13 protein-coding genes are annotated in these 16,617 nt (G+C 59.2%); 9 read left to right on the top strand and 4 right to left on the bottom strand.

Annotation, left to right across the window (positions count from 1 at the left end; genetic code table 11):
- The first annotated feature begins 5 nt into the window (after positions 1–5).
- Positions 6–1,412 (top strand): sulfatase, encoded by a 1,407-nt coding sequence (locus WJU23_RS16225; protein WP_346333651.1) that lies wholly within the window; start codon positions 6–8, stop codon positions 1,410–1,412.
- 7 nt (positions 1,413–1,419) lie between these two features.
- Here the strand turns inward: WJU23_RS16225 and WJU23_RS16220 are convergent, their stop codons facing one another.
- The 3 genes from WJU23_RS16220 to WJU23_RS16210 all read right to left on the bottom strand — a co-directional run bounded on the left by WJU23_RS16220 (position 1,420) and on the right by WJU23_RS16210 (position 3,716).
- Positions 1,420–2,772, bottom strand: a complete 1,353-nt coding sequence (locus WJU23_RS16220) for a sulfatase-like hydrolase/transferase (RefSeq protein WP_346333650.1) — start codon at positions 2,770–2,772, stop codon at positions 1,420–1,422.
- 75 nt (positions 2,773–2,847) lie between these two features.
- Complete coding sequence (locus tag WJU23_RS16215) at positions 2,848–3,339, bottom strand: DUF3368 domain-containing protein (protein WP_346333649.1); 492 nt, start codon at positions 3,337–3,339, stop codon at positions 2,848–2,850.
- The gene (locus WJU23_RS16210) at positions 3,336–3,716 is read right to left on the bottom strand and encodes a UPF0175 family protein (RefSeq protein WP_346333648.1); all 381 of its coding nucleotides are present in this window, start codon (positions 3,714–3,716) and stop codon (positions 3,336–3,338) included. The genes WJU23_RS16215 and WJU23_RS16210 overlap by 4 nt, the downstream gene beginning before the upstream one ends.
- Positions 3,717–3,764: 48 nt before the next feature.
- On the opposite strand from WJU23_RS16210, the gene WJU23_RS16205 reads away from it, so the two are divergent.
- The gene (locus tag WJU23_RS16205) at positions 3,765–5,105 is read left to right on the top strand and encodes a sulfatase-like hydrolase/transferase (RefSeq protein WP_346333647.1); all 1,341 of its coding nucleotides are present in this window, start codon (positions 3,765–3,767) and stop codon (positions 5,103–5,105) included.
- A 19-nt stretch (positions 5,106–5,124) separates the two neighbouring features.
- On the top strand, positions 5,125–6,585 hold the full coding sequence (locus WJU23_RS16200; protein WP_346333646.1) for an arylsulfatase: 1,461 nt from the start codon (positions 5,125–5,127) through the stop codon (positions 6,583–6,585).
- A gap of 52 nt (positions 6,586–6,637) precedes the next feature.
- Here WJU23_RS16200 and WJU23_RS16195 read toward each other — a convergent pair whose 3' ends face one another.
- A complete protein-coding gene (locus WJU23_RS16195; RefSeq protein ID WP_346333645.1) occupies positions 6,638–8,827 on the bottom strand; it encodes an AMP-binding protein in 2,190 nt (729 codons plus the stop codon).
- A gap of 205 nt (positions 8,828–9,032) precedes the next feature.
- Here WJU23_RS16195 and WJU23_RS16190 point away from each other — a divergent pair, with 205 nt between their 5' ends.
- The 6 genes from WJU23_RS16190 (at position 9,033) to WJU23_RS16165 (ending at position 16,556) form a co-directional block, all read left to right on the top strand.
- A complete protein-coding gene (locus tag WJU23_RS16190) occupies positions 9,033–10,742 on the top strand; it encodes a bifunctional alpha/beta hydrolase/class I SAM-dependent methyltransferase (protein ID WP_346333644.1) in 1,710 nt (569 codons plus the stop codon).
- Positions 10,743–10,746: 4 nt separating this feature from the next.
- Positions 10,747–12,072: a phosphatase PAP2/dual specificity phosphatase family protein gene (locus tag WJU23_RS16185; protein WP_346333643.1), complete on the top strand. Its 1,326-nt coding sequence runs from the start codon at positions 10,747–10,749 to the stop codon at positions 12,070–12,072.
- A 386-nt stretch (positions 12,073–12,458) separates the two neighbouring features.
- Positions 12,459–13,814, top strand: a complete 1,356-nt coding sequence (locus WJU23_RS16180) for a hypothetical protein (RefSeq protein WP_346333642.1) — start codon at positions 12,459–12,461, stop codon at positions 13,812–13,814.
- Positions 13,815–13,909: 95 nt separating this feature from the next.
- Complete coding sequence (gene lgt, locus WJU23_RS16175) at positions 13,910–14,857, top strand: prolipoprotein diacylglyceryl transferase (RefSeq protein ID WP_346333641.1); 948 nt, start codon at positions 13,910–13,912, stop codon at positions 14,855–14,857.
- A gap of 55 nt (positions 14,858–14,912) precedes the next feature.
- Complete coding sequence (locus WJU23_RS16170; protein ID WP_346333640.1) at positions 14,913–15,950, top strand: hypothetical protein; 1,038 nt, start codon at positions 14,913–14,915, stop codon at positions 15,948–15,950.
- A 51-nt stretch (positions 15,951–16,001) separates the two neighbouring features.
- Positions 16,002–16,556 (top strand): hypothetical protein, encoded by a 555-nt coding sequence (locus tag WJU23_RS16165; protein ID WP_346333639.1) that lies wholly within the window; start codon positions 16,002–16,004, stop codon positions 16,554–16,556.
- The last annotated feature ends 61 nt before the right edge of the window (positions 16,557–16,617 follow it).

Genomic DNA, 16,617 nt, shown 5'->3' with positions numbered 1-16,617 from the left:
ATGATATGAAATTTCTGCTCACTCTTTTTTCCTTTCTCGCCGCACACGCTGCGATGGCTGCGAAGCCTAACGTATTGTTCATCGCGGTGGATGACCTTCGCAACGACCTCGGCGCTTATGGCGTGGCCCATGCGAAGACGCCCTCACTGGATGCTTTTGCGCAGACGGCCCGCGTTTTCAGCCAGCACTATGTCCAGGTGCCCACCTGCGGAGCCTCGCGCTGTGCCCTTCTGCGCGGGCGTTATCCCACCGTGCCTGCTCATGTCACGAATGATGCGGTGGCCAAAACACAAAAGGAATGGGGTGCGCAGAGCTTGCCGGCGGTGTTTCGGCAGAATGGTTATCAGACCCTGGCCATGGGCAAGATCAGCCACTATCCCGGCGGCCTCACCGGCAAGGACTGGATGGTGGGGCCGGAGGAACTGCCCGGCGCCTGGGACCGCTGCTGGGTGCCCAAAGCGCCCTGGACCACGGCCGAAGGCATGATGCATGGCTATGCCAATGGCGTGCCCCGTGAGCGCGGCAAGTCGCCCCCGTGGCAGGCCTTTGACGGACCGGATGAAGCCTACCCGGATGCGTGGGTGGCGGCGGAGGCTGTTTCTACGTTGAAGGCGCTGGCCAAACAGGACAAACCCTGGTTCTTCGGTGTCGGTTTTTTCAAACCTCATCTGCCCTTTGCCGCACCCAAAAAATGGCATGATCTGCATGCTGACAATGTGCCCGATCCTAAGCCGGAAGTCGCTGCCAAACCGGACTGGCCAGCCGGATGGTATGACGGCGGCGAGTTTCGCGGCAACTATGGTCATGAAGCCGGTCGTGACCCGGAAACCGATCCCGAATATGCGCGCCTCATGCGCCAGGCCTATGCCGGCTGCATCAGCTACATGGATGCGCAGGTGGGCCGTGTGCTCACCGCTCTGCGCGAGGCCGGGCTGGAGGAAAACACCATTGTGGTCCTCTGGAGCGACCACGGTTTCCTGCTGGGTGAGCACGCCATCTGGGGCAAGCACTGCCTCTATGAACGGGCGCTGAAGTCGCCCATGATGATCCGCCACCCAGGTCTCAAATCCCCCGGCCAGACCAGCGCCGCGACGGTTGAAACTGTGGACCTTTTCCCCACACTGGCCGACCTCTGCGGCCTGCCTGCTCCCGCCAGCCTGGATGGCCACAGCCTGCGCCCGCAGTTGGAAGATCCCGCCGCCCCCTCCGCCAAGCCTGCCCATGGATTTTGGACCGCCAACCAGCGCACCTTGCGCACCGACCGCTGGCGCCTATCCGTGGATGGTAAAAATGGCCGCATCGAACTCTTCGACTATCAAACCGACCCCGAAGAAACCCGCAACCACGCCGCCGACAATCCTGATGTCGTCCGCGAACTGCTTGCGAAGTTAGGAGAAGCAAAAGTGAAGTAAGCCGATCCTACCTCTCCGCCTTCACCTCCGTTTCCCAGTTCATCATGAGAGCTTTGAGGCGGGTCACTTCGGCCCTTTGAGATTTCTTGGCATCCGTCTTTTCAGTGGGATCGCTGCTCAAATTGAAGAGCCACTCTTCTTTGTCGCCAGGGTCTTCGCGGGAGATCCATTTCCAGCCGCCGGAGCGCACGGCGCGCCAGGTGCGGTCACCGCGCCGCGCCCGCCAGTAGAAGTCTCGCGGGGCGCTTTCGCGACCTTCAATCACGTCCACCAGCACCGGCTGGCCATCCAGTGGGCGACCATCCGGCACTTTGGCATCGGCCAGGGCCAGGATGGAGGCGGTAAGGTCCATCAGCATCCAAGGGCGGTCATCCACACTGCCAGCCTTTAGCCTGCCGGGCCAGCGGGCGAGCACAGGCGTGCGGATGCCGCCTTCAAACAATGTTTCCTTGTAGTCGCGATACGGCCCGTTGGAGCCTGGTTGCATGGCTCCATGATCACTGGCAAAGACGATGAGGGTATTTTTGTCCGCGCCCGTTTCCGCCAGGGCTGCCATGACTGCCCCGGCGGCCTCATCCATGTTTTCGATCATCTTCACATAGTTGGCGCGGGTGCCTTTGGTCCATTGCTCGGCGGTGGGCATCGGCTCGTCCGCAGTCCCGGGCGGCTGAAAGGGAAAATGCGGCGCGGTGAAGGCGAGGAAGAGGAAAAATGGCGCGGGATTTTCCACCTTGGTCTGTTGGCGGATAAAGGCCACGGACTCATCGCGAAAGAGGTCCGTCATGTAGCCTTCACGCGCCACCGGCTGGCGGTCCTCCATGAAGACCGGCAGGTCTGAAAGCTCCACATGACGGTAGTAGTCTACATTGCCGCCGAGGATGCCGAAGAAGCGGTCGAATCCCTGCTCCAGCGGATTGAATTTCGGCTCATAACCGAGATGCCATTTGCCGATGAGGGCCGTGGCATAACCCGCCTGCTTCAGCCCCGGTGCCAGCACCGCCATGTTCGGAGGCAGGCCCAGGTCGTTCTTCTCGCGCAAGCGGATGGCATCGTCATAGCGCCCCACATTCCCCGTGCCCAGCGGGCACTCCAGGCCGCCGGGCCGCTGCGGATGCCTGCCCGTGTGGATGGCCGTGCGGGAGGGGGTGCATTCCGGTCCGTTCGCATAGGCTTGGGTAAACTTGATGCCCTCTTTGGCCAGCCGGTCCAGGTGCGGCGTCTGCACATCCTTGGCACCAAAGCTTGGCAGATCGCCATAGCCCAGATCATCCGCCAGCATGAACACAATGTTAGGCCGCTCCGCTGCCGCTGCATTCAAAATGAAGACCATCAGGCCCGTCCAGATCCATTTGCTTTTCATGTCCGCCATCCTGACATCCTTGGTCAGAAAAGACAAAGAGGTCTTGCGGGTTTTTATGCACGCTCCACTTCCTCATCACACTCGCCGCGCAGACATCTTGTTTTCAAACTGGGAGATCAGTTTGGCTTCGGCCCTGAACGTGGTCTTTCGCAGTTCACGAAGTGCCTGCATGCCGTCAATGAAACCGGCCTCATCGGCCAGATCGAGCAAGTTGAGAGTGCCAATGGGTAGTAGTCCACGGGCTTCTGCCGCAGCCCGTCCTTTGCGCTCGTCCATCATCACGATGGGAATGTTTTGCTCAAGCGCCAGGCTGATGGCCTCGTTCTCTCCGTCGCCGAGCTGAATCGTTGGGTCAGTCCATGTGACGGACTGGATTCGCAGCCATGCCGGTAGCGAAATGAGCCAGCGGGAGACCTCAACGGGGGCCTTGGGATGCCTCAGTTCATTCAGGACAGCATTGGGAATGAGCACCTCTTTGAACAGTTGCCCCAGAATGTCGGTGCAGCCGATGAGAATCAGATAATTGAGCGGGGTGGTATCGGCCACAGCGAGCAGGCCGGTTTTCATTCTCTGAGGAGTGCTTTGAAAGCTTGGGTGCCTGCCTCCATCTCTTCCCAAGTTGCCTGCTGATCAGCGCCATGACGCTTGAGGAGTGCTTCGGTTTCGTGAAACCCCAGCCCCAGCATTTCTGCCGTCTGCCCACGGGAGAGCCGTCCTTCCCGGTAACCTTCAATCACCAGCATCTCCCGCGCACGTTGTGCCGGATTGTCAGCATCAAGTCCCAGCAGATGCTGCCAAGAGTCCGGGAAATCCAATATCAAAGTCATGATCCTAAAGTGTGGTTTCCTGGCTCGGTATTCAATGTCAAATTTTGGGGCAACTGCCCATGAGCACAATGGCCGTTTCAAAGTGATCCCAGGAATCAAAAGATAAAGACGGACCACACCGGCGTTTCCCGCCTGCTACGTGATTTTCAATCATAGCCAGTCCGCATGAAAACTATCCTTTCAATCACCTTCCTGCTGTTTTTCCTCAGCTTCTCAAACACAGCCTTATCCGCTCCTCCTAACGTCATCTTCATCATGGCAGATGACCAGGGGAGCGAAGATCTGGGATGTTATGGGGCCAAGGATTTGGTGACGCCAAACACGGATGCGCTGGCGGCGCGCGGGGTGCGGTTTACGCAGTTTTATTCTGCGGCACCGGTGTGCTCACCATCGCGGGCCGGAGCCTTGACAGGACGCTGGCCCGCGCGGGCGGGTGTGCCGGGCAATTGCTCTTCGCAAAAGGGAGGCAAGGGCGCGCTGCCGCCAGAGGAGGTGACGATGGCGGAGATGTTCAAGGCCGCCGGTTATGCCACGGCGCATGTCGGCAAGTGGCACCTGGGATACACGCCGGAGACAAAGCCGATGGCGCAGGGTTTTGACCACAGCTTCGGTCACATGGGCGGCTGCATTGACAACTTTTCGCACTTCTTTTACTGGAGCGGACCGAACATCCACGACCTCTGGCGCAACGGTGAGGAGGTGTATCACGATGGCGAGTTTTTCCCGGACCTGATGGTGCGTGAGGCCTCGCAGTTCATGGATGAAAATCGTGAAAAACCCTTCTTCATTTATTATGCGCTGAACACGCCGCACTATCCTTATCAAGGCGATGCGAAGTGGCTGGAACACTTCAGGCATCTGCCTTATCCGCGCAATCTTTACGCCGCCTTTGTGGCCGCGCAGGACCAGCGCCTTGGAGAGCTCTTTGCCAAGGTGGACCAGCTCGGCCTGCGTGACAATACGGTCATCATTTTCCAAAGCGATAACGGCCACTCGACGGAGGAGCGTGCCCACTTTGGCGGCGGCAGCCCGGGGAAATATCGCGGGGCAAAGTTCAGCCTGTTTGAAGGCGGCATCCGCCTGCCAGCCATCATCTCCTGGCCAAAAAGCCTGCCGCAAAATGAAGTGCGCGACCAGATCGCCCATTCCTGTGATTGGCTGCCCACGCTGGCGGAGCTGACGGGCATCCAGCCGCCGGATGCCAGGCTGGATGGACGCAGTCTGGCGGGAGTGATCCGCGATGCCAAAGCGCCAAGCCCTCATGAAAACCATGCGCTGCACTGGCTGGTCGGTGGAGCCAAAAATCCCGACTGGGCGGTGCGTGAGGGCGACTGGAAACTCATCGGCAACACCCGCGACACCAGCAGCAACGACGGGCAGGGCATGCGGGTGGAAAACATGCTGGTGAACCTCAAAGACGACCCTTCCGAAAAGACCAACCTCGCCGACAAACATCCCGACATCGCCGCCCGCCTGCGTGAGCTGCATGAGGGACATCTGAAATAATAAAGCATCTCGCTCCTGCATGCGTTTCCCCTCATCTCTGATTCTGACCTGCGTCCTGGTGACGCTGTTTTTTCCAGCGTCCACTTCTGCCGCCCTGCCAAACATCGTCCTCATCCTCGTGGATGACATGGGATATGGGGACCCGCAGTGTTACAATCCGGATTCCAAGATCCCGACGCCGAACATGGACCGCCTGGCCCGTGAAGGCATGCGTTTCACGGATGCGCACTCTGCGGGTCCGCTTTGTCATCCTTCGCGTTATGGCCTCATGACAGGGCGATACCCCTTCCGCACCGATGTGTCCCGTTGGCCTACCGAGCCGCTGATTAAAGAAGGCCAAATGACTTTGGCGTCATTGCTGAAGGATCAGGGCTATGCGACGGCGATGGTGGGTAAGTGGCACCTGGGTTTCCTTGAAAAAGGTTACGACCAAATACTGCCAGGCGGGCCGGTAGATCGTGGTTTTCAGAGCTTCTTTGGCATGCGTGCCTCCACTGACATCCCACCGTACTTTTATATCCGTGGAGACCGCGCCGTGGCTCCGCCGACGGCTCAAATCGCCGCAAACAATTCGGACGGCTGGTCGCCGATCCAGGGAGCTTTTTGGCGTGAGGGCGGCATCGCGCCGGGTTTGGAGCTGAAGGAGGTGCTTCCGCTTTTCACTGAAGAAGCTCTGGGCGTGATTCATCAACATGCGGGGGCAAAATCCGCCTCTGATGACTCCCGTCATAAGCCGATGATGCTTTACCTTGCCTATCCGGCACCGCACACTCCCTGGCTGCCAGCGCCGGAGTTCATCGGCAAAAGCGGAGCTGGGATGTATGGTGACTTTACCACGATGGTGGATGCCGAGATCGGCCGTGTGTTGGCGGCCCTGGATGAAACCGGAATGACCCAGGACACGCTTGTCATCATGACCTCAGACAACGGCCCGACTTGGTATGATGTGGACGTGGAAAAGTTTGGCCATGATTCCGCCAACGGTCTTCGCGGCATGAAGGGCGATGCGTGGGAGGGCGGCCATCGGATCCCCTTCATCGTGCGCTGGCCGGGGCGGGTGATGCCTGCATCTGTGAGTGCGCAGTTGATCGGTTTCACGGATGTGCTGGCCACCTTTGCCGAGATCTGCGGCGTGAAGCTGGCCGATGGGGCCGGACCGGACAGTGTGAGTTTTCTGCCTGTGCTGACCGGCAGCCAGCCTGAGGGAAAAGGTCTGCGCAGCACCCTGCTGATGCGTGCTGGCAGCAACGGCGCGATGACCGTCCGCTCAGGCGACTGGAAGTACATTGACCAGCTCGGTTCAGGAGGTTTCACAAAACCCAGTTTCATCAAACCAGGTTTGGGTGATCCCAAAGGCCAGCTCTACAACCTCCGTGAAGATTCCGCTGAAACGCGTAACTTGTACCTTGAAAAACCCGAAATTGTGGCCCGGCTCCAAGCGGAGATGAAGACGGTCATTGAGGCCCCTGCGAGCCGCTGAAAGGTGATTCAGTGCCAAAGCTCCCCTTCGAGGGGAGCCGGGGCCGAATGCTTTAGGAACCGCTTTTCGCGATGGTCTCGCAGCTTTGGACATCGAGTTTTCCGGAGGAGAGAATCGGGATGTCGGCGACGCGGATCATCTTTTTGGGGATCCAAAGTGGCGGAAGGCCTTTTTCTAGGAGGCGGTAGCGGAGGTCGAGGATCTCCTGGTGCTCGGGGCCGCCGGGAATGGCGGTGAGGAGGATGAGGGCCTCGCCACGGTCGAGATCGGGCACGCCGACAACGGCGATCTTGCGGACGCTTTCGTTTTCCAGGCCCATGGCTTTGATGAGGGCTTCTTCGACGGTTTCATGAGGAACCATTTCGCCGCCGATCTTGGAGAAGCGGCTGAGGCGGCCTTCGATGTAAAGGAAGCCGTCCATGTCCACGCGGCCGATGTCGCCGGTGCGGAACCAGCCGTTTTCATCAATGACCTCGGCGGTGCGTTTGGGGTCGTTAAGGTAGCCGGTGAAGACATTGGTGCCTTTGAACCAGATCATGCCGCTGCTGTGCAGGGACTGGGGTTCGCTGGTCTCCGGATGGGTGATACGGACGGCGAGGCCGGGGATGAGCTGGCCGACACTGCCGGGGCGGTGATTGGGGATCCAGACGTAGCCGCTGTCCTCGCTGCCGAGGGGGACGGGATCGGGGAGGTTGACATTGGAGACAGGGGAGGTCTCGGTGAGGCCGTAGCCTTCGAAGACTTTTTTATCAAAGCGCTGCTCAAAGGCGGTGGAGACGGTGGTGGGGAGTTTTTCCGCCCCGGTGACGACCATCTTCAGGGAGGTGAGGGACTCGCGATTGACGCCGCGCAGGTAGCCGCGCAGGAAGGTGGGCGTGGCGATGAGGAGGGAGACGCGGTGTTTTTCGATGAGCTCGCCGAGCTTTTTGGTCTCGAGAGGACTTGGGTAGGTGACGAGGTTCAGGCCGCTGATGATAGGGTACCAGAGGGTGACGGTGCTGCCAAAGCTGTGGAAGAGCGGGAGGCTGCCGAGGATGCTGTCGTTGGCCTTCAAGCTCAGACGGCTGCTGAACTGAATGACATTGGCCAGGACGTTGCGATGGGTGAGCGCGACGCCTTTGGGATTGCCGGAACTGCCGCTGGTGAAAAGCAGGACGGCTTCGGTATCGCCGCCTTTTTTGGGCACACCGAGAATGGTGGCGAGGAGGGAGGCGGGAAGGACTTTGCTGAGGCCGAGCCAGAGGGCGATCTTGGCCTTGAGCTTGGGCAGGAGGCGCTCGATGAGGATGAGTTGTTTCGTGGGCGGCCAGGGGAAGGTTTGCATCTTGCGCACGAAAATGTCGGCGGTGATGAACCGGTCCAGGTCGGCGGATTTGATGGCGTATTCGATGGCTGAGCGGCCGGCAGTGAAGTTGAGGTTCACGGGGATCTTGCCAGCCAGCAGGACGGCGACATTGGCGATGAGTCCGCCCAGGCCGGGAGGCAGGATGATGCCGACACGCTTTTTGTTAGTCTCGGTTTTGATGACCTTGGACAGGGCGATGCCGACGGCCAGAACTTTGTCGTAACCGAGTTCCTTGTCGTCCTTGCCATCCAGGACGTGATTGCGGCTGCCGTGGCGCTTCAGGCCTTTGAGCAGCGCGTAGGCCAGGTGCATAGACAGGGCCGGATGCTGGCTGAAGCATTTTTCAGCGAGCACGAAAAGAGACTCCTGATAGGCGGCCAGGGTGATGTCTTCCCCTGGAAGCAGCGGGCCGATGGCCATCACGACGGAGGTTTCATCGCAGGCGGGCTCGATGGCCAGGGCGACATCGGCGGTGGCCTGGACATAGACGGGGAGGACAGGGCAGGCGGCTTTGAGGAGGAACTCCAGCTTCGCACCGGGGACGGTGGTGAGAGGGGCGGTGCCGGTGGCGGCCTCGGCAGGGAGGTAGATGATGACGGAGCCTTTTTCGATCTCGGCCGTGACGGCCTTGCGGTAAGCGTGGGCATCCGTGAGGTCCGGGGCGATGACGAGAGTGTGGACGGAGTCCTGCTCGACATGGGCTTTGAGCTGGGGGGAGAATGCCGCGCCCTGCTCCATGAGATAGACGATGGGATGTCCGCTCAGGAAGGTTTCCAGCCGCTGGAGGTCCAGGTGCCTTAGCTGGCTGGGCAGGATGAGGTAGCCGCCTTTGGAGGGAAGGTTTTCTTTCCCCAGCAGGGTGAGGTTCTTGAGGGAAACGGAGGTGTCTGAGGCCATGGCGGTGATGGGGGAAAGAATGAAAAGGAGAGTAAGCAATGAACCATGCGCATTACCAGCGGGAAAAGGATCACGCAGCTTTTGAAAAAGGCGATGATCCGTTTTTTCAAAATTCCCCGCATGGGAAGATGATCCTGATCAGGGTCAAGATCAATCTCACGAATCCATGCTTGCTATGATAATGAATCCTACACCATCTTCAGTTATGACCACGCACACGTTTCCTTCGCATGATGGGGCCGGGCTTTTTTACCGGGCGTGGTTGCCCTTTTATCAGGCGAAACAGGCCATCGTGCTGCTGCATCGTGGGCATGAACATTCCGGCCGGATGCTGGAGCTGGCCGGTGCGCTGGACATGCCGGACACGGCCCTGTTTGCCTGGGACCAGCGCGGACATGGGGAGTCTCCCGGGCCACGGGGCGGGGCGGAGAACCTGGGTGTGGTGATCCGGGACCTGGAGGAATTTTTTCAGCACATCGAGAAGACGTACGCCATCGCCCGTGAAAACATCGTGCTGGTGGCGCACAGTGTGGGCGCGGTGGTGGCGGCGGCCTGGGTGCATGACTATGCGCCCCGGCTGCGCGGACTGGTGCTGGGCACGCCGGCCTTCAAAGTGAAACTGTATGTGCCGCTGGCGGTGCCGCTGCTGCGGGCCAAGGAGAAGCTGCTGCCGGGCGGTGTGGTGAAAAGTTATGTGAAATCCCGCGTGCTGACGCATGACCCGGAACAGCAGCGGGCGTATAACCAGGATGAAAAGATCTTCAAAGAGATCTCGGTGAACATTCTCCTGGACCTCTATGACACGGCCCGGCGGGTGGTGGAAGATGCGGCGGCGATCCGTGTGCCGACGCTGGTTTTCAGCGCGGGTCAGGACTGGGTGGTAGAGGAGGGCGCGCAGCGGGAGTTTTTCGAAAGGCTGGGATCATCCGACAAGGAGTTTTACAAGCTGCATGGTTTTTACCATGCGATCTTCCACGAGGCGCAGCGGGAGGTGGTGTTTAACCGGGTGCGGGCGTTTGCTCAGAGGCTGTTCGACGCTCCATCGGAAAAGCCGGTGCCGCTGCTGGATGCGGATGACCGTGGACATACCCGCACGGAGCGGGATGAACTGGCGTCCACACGCGATGAGTTTACATCGCGGGTGACGAGGCTGATGTTTGGAACACTCGGCCGGCTGAGCAAGGGCATCGCGCTGGGATGGGAGGCGGGTTTTGATTCAGGCCGCACGCTGGACTATGTCTATAAAAACAAACCCTCAGGCAAGCTGGGCCTGGGCTGGCTGATGGACAAGTCCTACCTGGACAGTCCGGGGTGGACGGGCATCCGTTGGCGTGGAAAAATGCTGCAACGGGTGCTGGCGGATGTGCTGGCGCAGGCAGGGCCCACACCGCATCTGGTGGACATCGCCTGCGGCGGCGGACGTTATGTTTTGCAGACGCTGCATGACCATCCGGAACTGGCTGTCACGGCCACGCTGCGCGACTACCAGCAGCCAAACCTGGACACGGCGCGGGCGACGGCGGAGGGGCTGGGCCTAACAGAAAGGGTGACTTTTGTGCAGGCGGATGCATTTGACCGATCCTCCCTGGCGGGGCTGAATCCGCCGCCGATGGTGGCGGTGGTATCTGGCTTATACGAGCTGTTTAATGCCAACAAACCGGTGCTGGAATCGCTGAAGGGACTGGGGGATGCGATGGCACCTGGTGCGAGGCTGGTCTATACGAACCAGCCGTGGCATCCACAGTTGAAGTTCATTGCCCATGTCCTGACGAACCGGGAAGGGCAGCCGTGGATCATGCGGCGGCGCACGCAGGAGGAGATGGATGACCTGGTGCGGGCGGCAGGGTTTGTGAAGGAGCGGCAGGAGACGGATCCATCCGGCATCTTCACCATCAGTGTGGCCAGAAAAGCCTGATTCCATGAGCCCGCCCTCTCGACGTCCCACCTTCTGGCAGGCTGCATGGGTCAGTGCCTGGACCAGTATGGTTTTCCTGGTCATTTACAACGCCAGCAACTGGTTGACCGGTCTGCGCCCGGATGTGCAGACGGCGGCATTTGCCTGGGAGCGGATGATTCCGGTGGTGGAATGGATGATCGTTCCCTACTGGTCGCTGGATGCGTTCTTTGTGGTCGCGCCCTTTTTATGCAGGGACCGGAATGAGCTCCAGGTGCTGAAGAAGCGGCTGGTGCTGACCAATCTGGTGGCCGGGGCCTGTTTCATGATCATTCCGCTGGAGCTTGCCTGGCAGAGGCCGCAGGTCACGGAAGGGATGTTTGCATCCTGGTTCGGGGCGATCCAGGCGATGGATGCGCCGCACAATCTTTTTCCAAGTTTGCACATTGTTTTGCGGACGATTATGGCGGTGCACTATGCTCGGCACTCCAGCGGGATCATTCGCATGATGCTGCATGTCTGGTTCAGCCTCATCGGGATCTCCACACTGCTGACGTGGCAGCATCATCTGGTGGATGTGCTGGGAGGGTTTTTACTGGCTGCCGTGATTTTTCATGTTATCCCAGACGCGCATGAAAGGAAGGCAGCCGTGAACAGACGCATCGGGTTTTATTACCTGGGGGCGGCGTTTGTGCTGCTGCTGGCCTGCCAGATGAACATGCCGTGGTCCCTGCTGCTGTCCTGGCCGGCGGCGGCTCTGGGGACGGTTTCGGCAGCGTATTTTGGGGCCGGGGCGCTGGTGCTGGGAAAAAACAAAGGACGGCTGCCGGTCATGACGCAGTGGCTGCTGGCACCCTGGTTTATCGGGCAGGAGATCTCCTGGTGGTGGTACCGGCGGCAATCGGCCAAATGGGATCAACTGACGCCGCGTGTCTGGATGGGGTCAGTCCCGGATCACGATGCGGCTTATGAAATGGTCCAAGACGGGGTGACGCATGTGCTGGACCTGACAGCGGAATTTGAAGCACCGAAAGCCTTTCGTGATCTGCCCGGATACCGGAACATTGCCGTGACGGACCTGACAGCACCGACGCAGGAGCAGCTCTTTGCAGCGGCGGCATTCATTGAAAAAGCGCGCAAGGACGGCATCGTGTTTGTGCATTGCAAAGCCGGTTATTCCCGCACGGCAGCGGCAGTGGGAGCCTGGCTTTTGCAAAGCGGCGGCACGACGGAAGCGGCCCTGGCACAGATGAAGGAGGCGCGGCCCGGGATGATCATCCGGCCCGAGGTGGTGAAGGCGCTGCGGCAGATGGAAGCGTCATTGATGGCACCCGGAAGAAAGCCGGTTTGAGGTTGAAGTGCTGGAGGGTTCACTACAAGTATGAGCGTTGAATGAACGGTTTTTTCGTTGATGTGCTATTTTTTGCTGTCCTGCTGTTTTTGGCAGGCAGCAACTTTGCCAATCTAAAGAGAGGGAAGCGAGATGTTTGGGAAAAGCTTGTCATTGCAGGGCTCTCCATGGCGAAGATGCTCTTGCTGGTGCTTCCTATGCATGGAATCCACCTCCTTTGCCATGAGGCATTGCCTGATGCCCACAATGGCTGGTCGGCATTTATTGGGATGCTTTCTTTTGCCCTCCGTACATTCTTGTTGGCATCCGTCGCTTTGGATTTGGGCATGCTTTTGGCAGGAGTCAGGATCCCATTTGTCCGCGATCCATTTTGGGCTGGCAGCGCCGTGGATTTCTGGAGTCGTTGGGGGCCGGGGGCCCGGCCTGAATTTCCCGCCTGGCGGAGTGTGCTCGCGGGTGTGGCCATGGTGATGCTGCTTTCCTTGCACGGTTTCTCGGAGGGCCTGGTGATCTGGCTCCTGCTGCACGGATTGCTGATTGTTCTAGACTTTTTGTTAGGCCGTCACGCAGGCTGGTTTCGTGTGCCGAGGCAGGCGCGCGGTGTCCTGGGTGTGTGCCTGTTTGTGCTGAGCATGCCGCTGATCTACAAGGGAAGCTGGGCGGCGGCGGTGGAAGAATGGAGGGTGCTTTTTAATCCGCCTGCAGAGACCGTGTATGCGCTGTTTTTGGACCGCAGGCTTACCACCTGGCAGGTCGGCTGGGTGATGTGGGGCGCGGTGCTGACAGCGGTGGCTGTGCCCGGATATTCCTGGTGGATGGAGCGGCCGCAGCCGGTGCGCAAGGCGGTCAGGGGGCTGGGTTTGTTTTGCTGCTTCGCCTTTGTGGCCTTCCTGGCCGGTTTGGCAATCCCTGGCTTTTCCCAGCCTCTTCGCTGGTGGGATGCAGTCCCGGTGTATAGCGGCAATGACGGCTGGCTTTATCCCATTGAGGAAATTGACCGGCTGACTCAGAAACGTAAAAAACCAGGGCTCGCGGAAAAGGTGCTGAGTCTGAAAAAAGAACTGGAGCAGCAGGGAGCGAAGCTGTTGCTGCTGCCGGTACCGGACAAGGTCTCGCTCTATCCTGAGCCGGTCCTGCCTGCGACCTACTGGGCTCCTGTGCTCCAGCCAGGGTATAAGGAGGAACTGGAGCGCCTGCGCGCTGCCGGAGTGGATGTCCTGGAGCTGCCCGTCAGTTTTTGGGACATGAAGAACCGCCAGCCGTTTTACTTCAAACAGGATTCCCACTGGACGGCGGAAACGATGAAGGAAGTGGCGGTATTGACATCACGCCACATCCGCAAGACTTACCCGCAGGTGGTCAAAGAAGAAACTCCCATGGTGGATGCCCAGTTCATCGAGCGGCAGGACATCGGGGATCTGGCACGTGCTTTGACGGGTGCAAATTCCGAGGACGAGTGGGAGGCGGAGTCCACGCAGATGGTGGGCCTGCGCGGGCTTGAGGATACTTTTGGCTCTCCCGTGCTGGTGATGAGAAGCAGCCTGGTACGTGTGTTTGACGATCATAAACTCAGCTTTCATCCCAACTCCGTGAAGGATGCGCCGGCGGCTTTTCCGACGCAACTCGGAGCCTTGCTGGGACGTCCGCTGGAGGTCACTGACAAGGCGTGGCCGGACTTTTCCATTCCGCGTTATCAGGGAAAAAAGCTGGTCATCTGGGTGGTCAGGGCAGGGGAGCTGTAACTGGGGGAAATGGAGCGGGTGAAAATTTCGGATCATTCTTTCACCGCCTGCTGCTTGCCAGGGGCATGATTTGAAACGAAAGGCGGCATGTTTGTATGACTGACCTCCTTGCTTATTATCTGCACGACCTCAGCCCGCACGTCATCCGGTTTACGGACACTTTCGCCGTGCACTGGTACGGTCTGGCGTATGTCCTGGGGTTTTATCTGACTTATCTGGTCATGCACTATCTGGCCCGCAAAGGCCTTTCAGAAATCAAACCGGAGCAGGTGGCGGATTTCATCACCATGGTGGCGCTCTTCGGCGTGGTGCTGGGCGGGCGGCTGGGCTACATGCTGCTCTATGATTGGGATCATTTTGTGGAGGCGCCCTGGAGCCTGTTTCTGCTGAACCAGGGCGGCATGGCCAGCCATGGTGGCATCGCCGGAGTGGCCCTGTTTTGTCTGTGGTATGCACGCAAACACAAGATCTCCTGGACGGGCATTGGAGATACCATTGTCTGCGGCGCCCCATTGGGGGTCTTCTGCGGACGCATTGCCAATTTCATCAATGGCGAGCTTTTTGGCCGGGTGACGACGGTGCCCTGGGCGATGAAATTTCCCACGGAGCTGCTGCATGAAGACTTTGTCGTCCAGGGCGGCACACCGGTATCGCTGCCACAGGGGATTCAGTACAGCCCGGAGATCATCGGCTTTTTCCAGACGCAGCCGGAAGGTGTGGCGGGACTGGAGGCGATGCTGCATCCTCGTCATCCCTCCCAGCTTTATGAGGCACTGGGCGAGGGGCTGTTTCTTTCCATGATCTTGCTGTCGGTGCGCCTGCTGTATCCGCGCCTGCCGCATGGCATTTTGACGGGTCTGTTTTTCATCCTGTATGCGGTGGCCCGGATCAGCCTGGAGTTCGTCCGGCAGCCGGATTCTGGCTCGGAGGCCATCATGGGGCTCACCCGTGGGCAGTTTTTCTCCCTTTTCATGATTCTCGTTGGGGCGGCTTTCATCGCCTATGGCTGGTATCGCGGGCCGGTGAAAAAGAGTGTGGCCTGAGTTACTTTTTATCCCCGGCCTGGACTGCAGGCTGCGTCAGCATCCGGTTTGTTTTATGGCTTCCGACATCCTCATCACCAAGCGCAAAGATTTCCTGCCGGTCACCGATGAGCTGGAGACTTATCTGGATGAATTCGGCAGGCACTATTCATTGCCTGCCTCCTATAAGGACCTGCTGGGCTTTACGGAGAGCTATCCGCTGGATGACAAAAACGGCAATCCCACACACTGGGCCAGCGTGCTGTATCCGCGAGATCGTCAAGATGAGCTTTATCCGCGGCTGACGAGCATTTATTCCCTGCTGCGAACGGGTGATCTGCATGCGGTCCCCCACCTTTTTGTGGAGCGGGTGGACTACTGCGAGTTTGGAAACTCCCGTCCCTTCCGCATCCGGGTGGTGAACCAGTATAACGACAACTATGACCATTTTTATGTGAAGACGGCGGATGCCTCCCGCGTGTATGGCCTGGAGCTGGAGCATCTGCTTTCGCCGAACCGGATCAATTACCTGGCGCAGCGAAATACCCTGGTGGAGGAGCACATCGCTGGCGTGCCTGGGGATGTCTTCATCCGCGATCACCTGGACCGGCCAGACGTGAACAAGGTGCGCATCGCCAAGGAGTTTGTGAAGTTCAGTGAGCGCTGCTTCCTGCGCCTGCTGGGCGACATGCGCAGCTACAATTACGTCATCGATATCACGCCGGACTTCGAGGACGTGCAGTACCGGGTGCGGGCCATTGACTTTGACCAGCAGAGCTATGAAGGGCGGCGCAGCATCTACCTGCCGCAGTTTTTCAAGGAGAACAATCCGGTGGTGTGGCTGTGCGGAAAGCTGCTGAACCTACCGACCATGAACCAGTATCAGGACGAGGAGCGCAGCCTGATCGCCCGCCGCTACATCAGCGAGCACCAGCGCATCACAGCCCTGCTACAGATTATGAAAAACAATCCGCGCGAGCCGGCGGACAAGGTGGCGCAACTGGCCCGTGAGCTGGGTGAATACCACAATACGGATGCTTTTGACCGCTGTGAAAGCATGGGTGCCGTGGTGGAAAAAAACCTGGAAGTGACGCTGGGACGTCATTTGGTATGAAGAAAATGTTTGTGCTTTCCATGGGAAGTGCGGACGCGTTAAATTGAAATCATGTCTGACACCACCTGGCATCTTATTAAAGCCGCCGACAAACAGGAGTACGGCCCCATCACCACGGAAACACTGCTCGGCTGGGCCAGTGAGGCCAAGATCTCCCCCATGGACAAGCTGTCCAATGACGGACGGGAGACCTGGCAGCGCGCGCCCATGATCCTGGACCTGCAAATGGACTGGCTCATCCAGATGCCGGACCAGTATCTCTACGGCCCCACCAATGTGGCCACTATCCAGGAATTCCTGGCCACCGGCCAGGTGGATGGGAGCGTGGTGCTGATCAACTGCGTGAACGGCACGGAATCCCGTCTTTCCGAACTGCCTTTTTTCGGCTTCAGCCCGCAGCACACCCGCACGACGGAAAACACCCTTGTCGGCGCCCAGTGGCCGGACCTGCAAAAAAGCAACAGCAGCGATGCCCACATGCAGCAGCGTGTGACCCTGCTGGAAAAGCAGATCGTGGAATACCAGCATGCCATGGATGAGTGGGAGCGCAGCTACAACAGCCTGCGGCAGCAGTTCATCGAGACGACGGGGCGTGAGCCGCGCTGATACTGCGAATTCAGACGGTTAACGGGAATAAAATGCTTGGGCCGCCCATCCGGTTCAGGCA

It is taken from the genome of Prosthecobacter sp. SYSU 5D2, assembly GCF_039655865.1.
Classification (GTDB): Bacteria; Verrucomicrobiota; Verrucomicrobiia; order Verrucomicrobiales; family Verrucomicrobiaceae; genus Prosthecobacter.
This window is presented reverse-complemented; position numbering and strand designations above follow the sequence as displayed.